The 11,805-nt window shown below is 38.3% G+C and carries 10 protein-coding genes and 1 other annotated feature; of the genes, 1 reads left to right on the top strand and 9 read right to left on the bottom strand.

Going from position 1 to position 11,805, the window contains the following annotated elements:
* The first annotated feature begins 16 nt into the window (after positions 1–16).
* Positions 17–238, top strand: a binding site (T-box leader).
* A gap of 112 nt (positions 239–350) precedes the next feature.
* Positions 351–1,340: a tryptophan--tRNA ligase gene (trpS, locus tag V7122_RS23535; RefSeq protein WP_335529564.1), complete on the top strand. Its 990-nt coding sequence runs from the start codon at positions 351–353 to the stop codon at positions 1,338–1,340.
* Between the two features lie 48 nt (positions 1,341–1,388).
* On the opposite strand, the gene V7122_RS23530 is transcribed toward trpS, so the two are convergent.
* From V7122_RS23530 to V7122_RS23490, 9 genes are all read right to left on the bottom strand, one after another.
* Positions 1,389–2,135: a YjbA family protein gene (locus V7122_RS23530; RefSeq protein ID WP_335347992.1), complete on the bottom strand. Its 747-nt coding sequence runs from the start codon at positions 2,133–2,135 to the stop codon at positions 1,389–1,391.
* Between the two features lie 168 nt (positions 2,136–2,303).
* Complete coding sequence (opp4C, locus tag V7122_RS23525) at positions 2,304–3,209, bottom strand: oligopeptide ABC transporter permease (protein WP_438823960.1); 906 nt, start codon at positions 3,207–3,209, stop codon at positions 2,304–2,306.
* Positions 3,210–3,230: 21 nt separating this feature from the next.
* Positions 3,231–4,181 carry an ABC transporter permease gene (locus V7122_RS23520; RefSeq protein ID WP_335347994.1) on the bottom strand — a complete coding sequence of 317 codons (951 nt, stop codon included), beginning with the start codon at positions 4,179–4,181 and terminating at the stop codon, positions 3,231–3,233.
* A 137-nt stretch (positions 4,182–4,318) separates the two neighbouring features.
* Positions 4,319–5,992, bottom strand: a complete 1,674-nt coding sequence (locus V7122_RS23515; protein ID WP_335483408.1) for a peptide-binding protein — start codon at positions 5,990–5,992, stop codon at positions 4,319–4,321.
* Between the two features lie 145 nt (positions 5,993–6,137).
* Positions 6,138–7,160 (bottom strand): ABC transporter ATP-binding protein, encoded by a 1,023-nt coding sequence (locus V7122_RS23510; protein ID WP_335529561.1) that lies wholly within the window; start codon positions 7,158–7,160, stop codon positions 6,138–6,140.
* On the bottom strand, positions 7,157–8,140 hold the full coding sequence (locus tag V7122_RS23505; RefSeq protein ID WP_335483404.1) for an ABC transporter ATP-binding protein: 984 nt from the start codon (positions 8,138–8,140) through the stop codon (positions 7,157–7,159). Before V7122_RS23505 ends, V7122_RS23510 begins: the two co-directional genes overlap by 4 nt.
* 308 nt (positions 8,141–8,448) lie before the next feature.
* Positions 8,449–9,246 carry a DUF2268 domain-containing protein gene (locus V7122_RS23500; RefSeq protein ID WP_335529559.1) on the bottom strand — a complete coding sequence of 266 codons (798 nt, stop codon included), beginning with the start codon at positions 9,244–9,246 and terminating at the stop codon, positions 8,449–8,451.
* A gap of 222 nt (positions 9,247–9,468) precedes the next feature.
* The gene (fabF, locus tag V7122_RS23495) at positions 9,469–10,707 is read right to left on the bottom strand and encodes a beta-ketoacyl-ACP synthase II (protein ID WP_335354493.1); all 1,239 of its coding nucleotides are present in this window, start codon (positions 10,705–10,707) and stop codon (positions 9,469–9,471) included.
* Positions 10,708–10,784: 77 nt separating this feature from the next.
* Positions 10,785–11,717, bottom strand: a complete 933-nt coding sequence (locus tag V7122_RS23490) for a beta-ketoacyl-ACP synthase III (protein WP_335348000.1) — start codon at positions 11,715–11,717, stop codon at positions 10,785–10,787.
* Between the last annotated feature and the right edge of the window lie 88 nt (positions 11,718–11,805).

Here is an 11,805-nt window from a genome sequence, read left to right as displayed (position 1 = left end):
AGTAATAAAATAATTGCAATCGGCTATGAGAAAGAGTAGTACATTTACTTTGGTTTCAAGAGAGCCTGTGGATGGTGGAAACAGGTAACCATGTAGATCGAATGGACTTTTGAGCCCTCTATTATTAAACGAATGACGTCTCCTCACGTTACAGGGGGTTCTATGCACGCTTTAAGCATAGTAAAGAGTGACTCATATTGAGTAATTAGGGTGGCAACGCGGACCATTCGTCCCTATCTATTAGGGATGAATGGTCTTTTTTTGTCCAAAAATTTTATCATAGAATTAATATTAGAGCCTTAATCTTTTGTACTGTCTCTTTTTCAGCCAAAATTAAAGGAGGAAAACGAATGAAAACGATCTTTTCTGGCATACAGCCAAGCGGTACCATTACACTAGGGAATTATATTGGTGCCCTCAAGCAATTTGTTGAACTGCAAGATGAGTATAATTGTTATTTTTGTATTGTGGATCAGCATGCGATCACAGTCCCGCAAGACAGATTGGAGCTAAGAAATAATATTCGAAGCTTAGCAGCACTCTATTTAGCCGTTGGGATTGACCCAGAAAAAGCTACCCTTTTCATACAATCCGAAGTACCTGCTCATGCACAAGCCGGATGGATGATGCAATGTATTTCCTATATTGGGGAGCTTGAAAGAATGACACAATTCAAAGACAAAGCTGCTGGAAGAGATGCGGTTCCTTCCGCGTTATTAACGTATCCGCCTTTAATGGTTGCTGACATTCTGCTATATAGCTCTGATCTCGTTCCTGTTGGAGAGGATCAAAAGCAGCATATAGAATTAACTCGTGATTTGGCAGAAAGATTTAATAAAAAATACAGTGAAATTTTTACAATTCCTGAAATACGAATTCCTAAGGTTGGGGCTCGCATTATGTCACTTCAAGAGCCAACTAAAAAAATGAGCAAGTCCGATCCAAATAAGAAGGCTTCTATTACCCTTCTTGATGATATTAAACAAATTGAAAAGAAAATAAAAAGCGCTGTAACCGATTCTGAAGGAATCGTGAAATTTGAAAAAGAAAATAAACCTGGTGTATCTAATCTTCTTTCGATTTATTCGATTTTTTCCGGTAAAGAAATTAGTGAAATTGAAAACATGTATGAAGGAAAAGGGTACGGAGATTTTAAATCTGATTTAGCTGAAGTAGTCATAAATGAAATCAAACCTATTCAAGAAAAATACTATGCCCTTATGGAATCAAACGAGCTCGATGACATCCTAGATCAGGGTGCTGAAAAAGCTGCAGCAGTTGCCAATAAAATGCTAAAAAAGATGGAAAATGCAATGGGGCTAGGAAGAAAAAGAAGATAAAAGCTAAAAAAATCTATCACGTTGATGATAGATTTTTTTGCTTTCTTCTTAATTTACTTTAGGACCGTGCTCCATTTCCCATAATTTCTCAAAAAATGGCTGCCCTTTAATTAAGTTTTCACAGAATTGCTCATGCTTGTTCGTCCATCCATATTTGCTCTGTTCAAATAACTGAAGCCAAGCCTCCTCAAAAGCCATTTGCTGAATAGCCTTATAGCTTTCTGGACTCCACTCGGTATACCAATAACGGACTTCAGCTACATTTTTGGAAGAATAAAGCTGATCTAGCGCCATAAACATGAGCTGCTTTAATTGTCTTTCTTTTCTAGTAAGCCCAGCCATCAATTCAGGTGAGGGAGAAAGAATATGAAAATTCTTTAATGCCCTTTGATCATTAAAGGAATATGGTGTGGCATCATGATTAGAAAGCATTTCATAGGCTAGTTGTTCCTGTCTTGGAATGAGCCTGCTTTTTCGAATAGGAATATTGTAGCCGATCGTATCAACTGCTAATATTCCCTCTCCATCTGATACAACAAAACAATAGTCTAATTGGACACGCTCATGATTCTTCCTTAAATAAGCCTTTTGATAAATATCATCTAACAGTTGTTGAGGCAATTCCGATAAATCATTTTCAATGTAATTAAACAGAACAGAATCAATTTTGATTAATGGTACTTGGTCTAATAGTTCTACCCCATCTTCTTTACGCCATTCATGAAAGTGGCAAACATTATATCCATTTTCTTCTCCTTCAAACCAGTTCACCCAAACATCGTGAAGATATAACATCTTTTACCCCCCGCTTCAACAAGCTATTTGTCACTCAGTATGGGCAGAGGGAAGTAAAATTATTCCTAAATTAGTAAGAGGGAGGGAAATATTTCAAACAGTACAACGATAAATAAACAAAAAATAAAAGCCTCCCCTATGTAAAAATCAGGCAGAGACTTTTCATCTTTAATCTTGGGTTTTTGGATCTAAGGCGTCTCGGAGACCATCTCCGATAAAGTTAAAGCATAAAACAGTAATCAATATGAGCAAGCCCGGGAAAAAAGAATACCAAGGTGCTGTTTTCAAAACTGTAAAATCTTGTGCATCTTGAAGCATATTTCCCCAGCTAGGAGTAGGTGGCTGAATACCTAGTCCTAAATAACTTAAGGCAGCTTCCGTCAAAATGACATTTCCAATTAACAATGAAGCAGAAACAATAATTGGCCCCATCGCATTTGGCAATATATGATTAAAAATAATTTTGTAAGATTTAGTCCCTATCGTTTTCGAAGCAAGCACAAACTCCCTTGTTCTTAACGTTAGAAACTCCCCTCTCACAAGCCTTGCAGTACTTGTCCAACTAATTAAAGCAATGACAAGAATTAAGTTAAAAGTACTTGGCTTAAAAATAGAGACTACTGTGATTAATAAAAAGAGACTTGGTATTGAAATCACAATATCAACTAATCTCATTAACATTGCATCAATAATTCCGCCAAAATAACCAGCAATTGCCCCAACACTAACCCCGATAATAAGAGCACCGGCAACAGAACCAAAGCCTACAAGTAAAGAAATCCGTCCGCCATATAATAGCCTTGTGAAAATATCCCGTCCATATCGATCTGTCCCTAGCCAATATTCCGCACCCGGCGCTTTTAACTTATGCAATAAATTCATATCCTCAAATTTATATGGCGCAATGATTGGAGCCAATATGGATGACATGATAATAATAAACAACACGATGGCTCCTATAACAGCCAACTTATTTTTCATAAATTTTCGAAAAAATATTCTAGTTAAAGTATCAGGCTTGCTTTTTAAATGGGGGTTTAATTTTAAATCATCTTGTGAAATTTCCGCATTTATTTGTGACAAATAAACCCCTCCTTAATACTCGATACGCGGATCGAAAATTGCGTACAAAATATCCGCTAGCAAATTTCCAATTACAACAAACACTGCTGAAATTACGGTTAGCGCCATAATGACTGGATAGTCGCGAAGAAAAGCAGAATCAATAAATAATTGCCCAAGACCTGGCCAAGCAAAAACCTTCTCTGTTATGGCTGCTCCGCCAACAAAGGATGGAAGCATTAAACCAAAAAGTGTGATAATTGGAATCATACCGTTTCTAACCCCATGCTTAACGACCACTTTATTTTCTTTGAATCCTTTTGACATGGCCGTACGGATATAATCCTGCTTTAGGACATCCAGCATTGAAGATCTTGTGTACCGTGTAAGAGCCGCTAAATCCGCTGTCGCTAAAACAAAGCCTGGTAGAATTAAATGATGTATACGGTCCCAAATACTAAATGGTGCATTTAAAGTTGCCACTCCCCCAGTTGGGAACCAGCCTAATTTAACTGAAAAAAACATAATTAAAATGAGTCCTAACCAGAAGTTGGGTGTTGCAACCCCGAGAAAGGAGCTGACTGTAAACGTATAATCCAGTGGCGAATAGGGTCGCATTGCCGAATAAATGCCAATTGGAATAGCAATGATGATCGCAATTGCAAATGAAACAACCATTAATAATAGCGTATTTGGCAGCCTATTAAGAATAAGTTCACTTACTGGAGTTCCCCGTTTAATTAAAGATTCACCGAAATCACCTTTTGCCATATTTCCAAGCCATTTAAAATATTGAATATGAATAGGATCGTTTAATCCATATTTTTCTTCGAATTTAGCTTTATCCGACGGCTTCATTTTTGGATCCATAAGCATAGCTACAGGTCCGCCTGGTGCCGCTTTTATGATGGCAAATGATAAAATGGTAATTCCGAATAACAAGGGAATAGCCATTAATGTTCGTCTAAAAATGTATGAAACCATCGTCTATTCTCCCTTTCGCTAACTTTCAGTTTATTTAAAATACACGACCTAAAATTTAACGTGTAGAATTTTCAGTATTTGAAAAATAAAAAGTAAGGGAAGGGTATCCAATCCCCTACTTTTTATTAGGAATGATTCTATTCTTGTTTTAACCACCATTTGTGGATATTGTACATTTGAGCCTTCGGATGGAATTCATAGCCTTCTAGATTTTTAGGAAGTGCACGGAATTCTTTCGGATAGTATAGGAATGTATATGCTTGATCTTCAGCAAGACCAGCTTGAATTTTTCCAATCATTTCTTTACGCTTATCTTTGTCAAGCTCTTGCAGCTGCTCATCCATTAATACATCTAGCTCTGGATTTGAGTAGCCAGTAAAGTTAAGGCCTTGCTCAATTTCTTTCGTATGGAAAATGCCGCTTGGATCTGGATCAATACCTAGGCTCCAGCCTAATACGATTGCTTCAAAATTCCATACACCCGGGTCGATATCAGCAATTAATGAACTGAATTCAACGATTTGAGGCTTGATTTCAATGCCAACTTCTTTTAATTGTTGTTGAAGAATAACAACGATATCCTCACGAACTTTATTTCCTTGGTTTGTTTTTACTTCTATAGAGAATTTCTTGCCATCTTTTTCTAGGATGCCGTCAGCACCAGGAGTCCAGCCAGCATCTGCTAACATTTGTTTTGCTTTTTCTACATCGTATTCAAACTTTGGTACATCTGGATTATATGCCCAGCTTAATGGGCTTTCCGGAACGTGTGCAACTTCACCTAATCCAGCCATTACGTTTTCAACAATAGCTTTACGGTCAATTGCATGTGTAATAGCTTGACGAACTTTCTTGTCCTTGAACTTATCGTCACGCTGGTTCAACGCAAGATAAGTATAGGAAAGGGCTAAACCTGACTCTAAACGAAGTCCAGTTGCATCAGCAAAGCTTTCAACCGTTGGAACGTCTGGCTGTGCGATACCTGCATAGTAATCAATATCACCAGCTTGAAGCTGAGCAAGGATTGAGTTTGCATCTGGAACAAGCTTGTAAGTGACAGAATCTAAGTATGGACGGCCATCAAAGAAATCATCATTAGCAACAACTTTTACGTATTCACCGTCTTTCCACTCAGAAAATTTGAATGGTCCTGAACCGATTGGGTTTTTCGTGTTAAACTCATGCTCACCAAGATCAGCAATCGGAACATCTTTTAAGATATGCTCAGGAAGAATTCCAAATCCAAGACTAACTACTGGGAATTGAGCATCTACTTGCTTTAAAGTAAATTTAACTGTATATTGGTCAATTTTTTCTATCTTCTCGATATTTTCAAAATATGATTTACGGACACCATCATAATCTGGACTTAATGGAATGCTGTATGTAAATACAACATCATCCGCATCTAATGGCTCACCATCATGGAATTTTGCATTTTCAACAATTTTTACAGTAAATTCTTTACCATCTTCTGAAGCCTCTAATGACTCAGCAAGATTGCCTTCTGTTACTGTATTAAGTTCAATATCTGAACCTGTTAAACTGCTAAAAATCATATCTTCAATATCACCGCTCGAAGCATCATTTGAATATAAAGGGTTAAACATGGTTGGTGCACCTGTTGAACCAACTACTAGATCTCCACCTGTAACAGGTCCTTCATTTTTCGGTTCTTCTTTTGCCGGTGTTTCTTCTTTTGCCGGTGTCTCTTCTTTTGGCTGGGTTGTCTGCTGTCCGCCGGAACATGCCGCTAAGAACATAGACAATACTAGCATAAGGCTTACTAGTAACCACGCTGGCTTTTTCATTCATTTTCCCCCTTAAGGTTTATTTTTTAAATCTAAATCCTTTTTTCAGAGAAACGAGTGTAAATATATCGCCCCCCTTCAAAGATTTATATACTAAATGCATAAATCTCATGGAATGAGTTTATCTGGCATTTAATAACAGAAATTAATATAAGTGGCAGGCTACAAAGTGGTCCTGTTTAACCTCTTTATAATCAGGTACTCTTTGACTGCAAATTTCCGTTGCTGCAGGGCATCGAGTGTGGAAAACACAGCCTTGGGGCGGATTTGCCGGACTAGGCAAATCGCCTTTTAGAATAATTCTTTCTCTTGCCTGTACACCTTTTTTCTTTGGTACTGGAACGGCTGACATAAGTGCCTGAGTATATGGATGAAGCGGATCATCGTACAAATCCTTTTTACCCGCAAATTCCATGATTTTTCCTAAATACATGACCCCAACCCTGTCGCTAATGTGACGAACGACACTTAGATCATGGGATATGAACACATATGTTAATCCTAATGCCGATTGCAAATCCTCCATTAAGTTAATAATTTGCGCCTGGATGGACACATCGAGTGCGGACACAGGCTCATCAGCAATGATTAAATCAGGATTTACCGCAAGAGCCCTGGCAATCCCAATCCTTTGTCTTTGTCCACCGGAAAACTCATGTGGGTATCGATTAATAAACAGCGGGTTAAGGCCTACCTTATCAAGGAGATCTTGAATTTTCTCCTGTCTTTCCTTCCCGCCATATAAATTATGGGTAACCATTGGCTCACTTAGAATAGATTTCAATGTCTTCCTAGGATTTAATGACGCATACGGATCCTGAAAAACCATTTGGATATCTTTTCTGATTGTCCGACGAAGATCTCCTTCGCTCATTTTTGAAATATTCTGACCTTTAAAGATAATATCCCCGCTAGTTGGTTCATACAGTCGAATCAGTGTCCGTCCTGCGGTTGATTTTCCACAGCCCGATTCACCAACAATTCCAATCGTTTCTCCTCTTTTTACATTAAAGCTCAATCCATCTACTGCTTTAATAGACCCTACGGTCCTTTGTAAAAAGCCAGCTTTAATAGGAAAATGCTTCCTTAAGTCCTTAACATCTAATATATATTCCGAATCTTTCGTGTATGCTTGCTCCTTTTTACCTAATGAGGTTGTTGCATTCATAGTGTAGCCTCCTTTTCCACATGTAAAAAGCAGCGTGCCGATCTTGAGCCTTTAATTGGCTTTAACTCAGGTGCTTCGCTATGGCATCGATCAAACGCATGTGGGCAGCGAGGTGCAAAACGGCATCCTTTCGGAAAGTGCTCTGGAGGAGGAACCGTTCCTTCGATTGAATAAAGGCGATCTATATCTGCATCAAGTGATGGAATAGATCCCATTAATCCGATTGTATAAGGGTGTAGTGGTTCATCAAATAAATCATCTACACTGGCTTCTTCTACCACTTGACCACAGTACATAACAACTACACGATCCGCAATTTCAGAAACAACACCCAAATCATGGGTTATGATTAGGATAGAAGTTTCGGATTTTTGGCTTAAGTCTTTCATTAAGTCTAGAATCTGAGCTTGAATTGTAACGTCAAGGGCTGTGGTCGGCTCATCCGCAATAAGAAGCTTTGGATTACAGCTCATGGCAATTGCAATCATGACACGCTGTCTCATGCCGCCTGAAAGCCGGTGGGGATATTCATCAATGAGCGCTTTTGCACGAGAAAATCCTACAAGTTCAAGCATTTCAATGGCTCGATTTCTCGCGATGCTTTTAGACATTTTTTGATGGTACATCAGAACCTCAATAATTTGTTCTCCAATTGTCAAAACAGGATTCAATGATGTCATTGGCTCCTGGAAAATCATAGAGATATCATTCCCACGGATCTTACACATATCATTTTCGGAAAGCTTAGCTAAATCCTTTCCGTCAAAAAGGATTTCACCGTCCACAATTTTTCCGGGCGGACTTGGGATTAGGCGCATTATTGAGAGGGAAGTAATACTCTTTCCTGATCCTGATTCTCCAACAAGTGCGACTGTCTCACCTTTATGTATTTTTAAATCAACGCCATCAACAGCAGGAATATTTATTTTCTTTTTCATAAAGTATGTTTTTAAGTTTCTTAATTCCAATAATGCTGTCATAATACCCTCCGTCCAAAATCAGTAGTTTTGGGCAACTTGTCTTTTAGAAAAGAACCTCCAAAAAGTCCCTAGTTAATATTCAAAAATATCTTTTTTACATATTTTATAGATATTATCTAAAATGGAATTATTTGAGTGTTTAATTGTATATTATTACAGAAAGATTACGAATTCAAGAATTATTTATAATATTCTATTTTCTATATACAATATATTTAGTGTAAAATTCAAAAAATATCTATTGCACTGTTCTTATCTAGTAAAAAATAAAAAGCTGGGTCCTGTTAGATCCAGCTAAAATCAGGCATTTATTCAGTTGTTTTTTCTTTTAAAAGGCTAGTAATAAAAGTTTCTGAATCTAATTTAAATGATTCTTGCAAAGAAAGATCCTTTTTCTCTTTGTACATGGAAACGAATACAAAACCAGCGGAATAGCCTATCATTTTAGGATATGTCCCTCTGCCAAAAAGAATATCATCATGCAGTTTAGAAAACCTCTTCGTGCTTCTTTGCTGTTTTAAAAACCTTTCCCAAAAATTAAGAATTTCTTTCTTAGAATAACTTTTACACCAGTATGCTAAATAGTCTTGCCCGCAGTATTCTTTAACTGTGTGCTCTGCAAGCCCTTCTAATATCATAGAATCGATTAATGTGTTATCCTCTATCTTTTTATTTTGATGCTGAAGTCTGCATGTATGGTGATACTCGTGTATGAATAAGGCCTCCAGCTCTAGATCATCCTCTAAAGGTGTGAGAAAAAGGAATAATTTATCTTTGAAGGCTACACCGGATTTAGTCGTTTTCACTTGGGAAAATAACGAGTTTATGGATGCCATTGGAAAAATATAGATAGGAATATCAGGACCTTTCCATTCTTTCTTGTACTTTCTAAATATCGCCTCGACTTTTTTCCAGTAATTCCGCTTTTTAAGCTCGGTAAAATTTTCATAGCTTTGCCTATTTGGTTTGTACATACCAAATTGACTTAAGTATTTATAAATTTTATTAGGGCTGTCTCCGGAAAACGATTTTGAGAACCTTGCGCATATGTTCTCACAGTTAGAGAAATCATCATCAAGCCACAGGTCCGTACGTACTACCGCCATTATCTGGATACCCTCCTCACATTGATCATTTATATTTAGTTTATGAAAAGTGGTCTCTTTTGTTAATAAGGGGGTTGAACAAAAAGACAGCGGAGATTTATTTGCTAAAGTCACGAATTTATTTGCGAAAGCAATAGATTTATTTGCGAAAGTCCCAGATTTAACTTAAATTTAAAAAGAAGAAGACCAAATCCAAAGATTTTGACCTTCTTCTTTTTATCATTATTCGTATTTTTTAAATGCAATCGTTGCATTATGGCCGCCAAAGCCTAATGAATTACTGATTGCTGCTCTAATTTCTTTCTTTCTAGCCTCGTTTGGAATATAATCAAGATCACATTCTGGATCTGGCGTTTCGTAATTAATGGTTGGCGGTAAAATACCTTCCTTCATAGCTAAAACAGTGAAAATAGCTTCTATACCGCCAGCCGCTCCGAGAAGGTGGCCAGTCATTGATTTCGTAGAGCTTATAGCCAACTTATAAGCATGATCTCCAAATACCGCCTTAATTGCCATTGTTTCAAATTTATCGTTGTAATCCGTACTAGTTCCGTGAGCATTAATATAATCAATATCCTCTGGTGATAAACCAGCATCGTTGATAGCCATTTTCATAGCTCGGGCTCCGCCTTCTCCTTCTGGTGCAGGTGCTGTAATATGGTAAGCATCACCAGTGGCACCATACCCTACAATTTCAGCGTAGATGTTTGCGCCTCTGGCAAGAGCATGTTCAAGCTCCTCAAGAACAACGATTCCAGCTCCTTCGCCAATAACAAACCCATCACGATTTTTATCAAATGGGCGGCTAGCTGTTTTCGGATCTGGGTTTGTTGATAATGCAGTGTTTGCACAAAATCCTGCAACTGACATTTTCGTAATCGGTGCTTCAGCTCCACCTGTTACCATTGCATCGGCATCACCGCGCTGAATAACTTTAAAGGCATCGCCAATAGAGTTTGTGCCCGTTGCACATGCTGTAACTGTACATGAATTAAATCCTTTAGCACCTAGAGTGATGGACACTTGTCCTGTTGCCATATCAGGTATCATCATAGGAACGAAGAATGGGCTAACCCTTCTGTAACCGCGATTTAGAAATGTTTCGAATTGATTTTCGAATGTCTCCATGCCGCCAATTCCTGAGCCAATCCAAACACCAACACGATCAGCATTTTCTTCATTGATCGATAAATTTGCATCCTTTACCGCCATTAAAGACGCTGCAACCGCATAATGTGTAAAGCGGTCCATTTTTCTAGCATCCTTTTTTTCCATGAAATTTTCGACATTAAAATCCTTTACTTCCGCAGCAACCTTAACTGGGTATTCATCTGCATTAACTCTTGTTAAAGGCCCTACACCTGATACACCTGCAAGGATATTTTTCCAAGTAGTTTCTACTTCATTCCCAAGCGGTGTTACAGCGCCTATGCCAGTAACAACAACTCTACGTTTATTCATTAATTTATATCTCCTTTGCTATTATAGATATTTAACGAACATTCTTACGTTAATTATAGTACTTAGTGGAATTCTGCCTATCTGCCCCAACGCATAGCGATGGCACCCCATGTTAATCCGCCGCCGAAACCGACCATCACAATTAAGTCTCCATCTTTAATCTTTCCTGCCTCTAATTCCTCAACGATGGAAATAGGAATAGACGCCGCTGATGTATTTCCATATTTGTGAATCGTCTTTGACATTTTTTCTTCGGGCAAATCAAGACGCTGTCTCGATGCTTCCATAATCCGGATATTGGCCTGGTGAGGGATTAAGAAGTCAACATCCTCTTTCGTAAGACCCGCTTTTTCTAATACGTTTACACAGCTTTCACCCATTTGGCGGACTGCGAATTTAAATACTTCGCGACCGTTCATAATAATATATTCATCCTGATATAAATGCTTTGAGCCTGTTCCATCGGCGCCTAGTTCAAAGGATAGGATTCCTCTGCCCTCAGATACTTGGCCAATGACAGCGGCACCGGCACCATCCCCGAATAATACAGCAGTATTTCGATCTTCCCAATCTGTGACTTTTGAAAGCTTTTCAACCCCTACTATTAATACGTGCTTATAAGTGCCAGCCTCCACAAATTGCTTTGCTGTAACAATTCCATACATAAATCCAGCACATGCAGCACTAACGTCCATCGCGGCAGCTTTGACAGCCCCCAGCCTTTCCTGAAGCATGCAAGCAACAGATGGGAAAGGACGGTCAGGTGTAACGGTTGCAACTATGATCATATCTAAATCTTCAGGTGAAATATTTGCGTTCTCGATCGCCTTCCTTGCCGCTTCGTAAGCGAGATCAGATGTATCGGTATCATCATCCGCAATTCTTCTTTCTTCAATACCGGTACGTGTTCTAATCCATTCATCTGATGTATCAACCATTTTTTCTAAATCCGCATTAGTAAGAATTTTCTCTGGCAAGCATCTGCCAATTCCAATAATCCCCGCATTCATGGAGTCCACCCCTTATTATCTACTATTAAATGTAAAAGCCATAACAAATATACACTGGCTCAATTATAAAGCATTTATACAATAAACG

This window comes from Bacillus sp. JJ1532, from assembly GCF_036965085.1.
Taxonomy (GTDB): Bacteria; Bacillota; Bacilli; order Bacillales; family Cytobacillaceae; genus Cytobacillus.
The sequence above is the reverse complement of the archived record's forward strand: the minus strand, read 5'-3'. Positions and strand labels throughout refer to the sequence as shown.

Bases quoted from the DNA above. Each gene is read 5' to 3' on its own strand.
- trpS (WP_335529564.1), top strand. From the start codon at position 351: ATGAAAACGATCTTTTCTGGCATACAGCCAAGCGGTACCATTACACTA.
- V7122_RS23530 (WP_335347992.1), bottom strand. From the start codon at position 2,135: ATGTTATATCTTCACGATGTTTGGGTGAACTGGTTTGAAGGAGAAGAA.
- V7122_RS23520 (WP_335347994.1), bottom strand. From the start codon at position 4,181: ATGGTTTCATACATTTTTAGACGAACATTAATGGCTATTCCCTTGTTA.
- V7122_RS23515 (WP_335483408.1), bottom strand. From the start codon at position 5,992: ATGAAAAAGCCAGCGTGGTTACTAGTAAGCCTTATGCTAGTATTGTCT.
- V7122_RS23510 (WP_335529561.1), bottom strand. From the start codon at position 7,160: ATGAATGCAACAACCTCATTAGGTAAAAAGGAGCAAGCATACACGAAA.
- V7122_RS23505 (WP_335483404.1), bottom strand. From the start codon at position 8,140: ATGACAGCATTATTGGAATTAAGAAACTTAAAAACATACTTTATGAAA.
- V7122_RS23500 (WP_335529559.1), bottom strand. From the start codon at position 9,246: ATGGCGGTAGTACGTACGGACCTGTGGCTTGATGATGATTTCTCTAAC.
- fabF (WP_335354493.1), bottom strand. From the start codon at position 10,707: ATGAATAAACGTAGAGTTGTTGTTACTGGCATAGGCGCTGTAACACCG.
- V7122_RS23490 (WP_335348000.1), bottom strand. From the start codon at position 11,717: ATGAATGCGGGGATTATTGGAATTGGCAGATGCTTGCCAGAGAAAATT.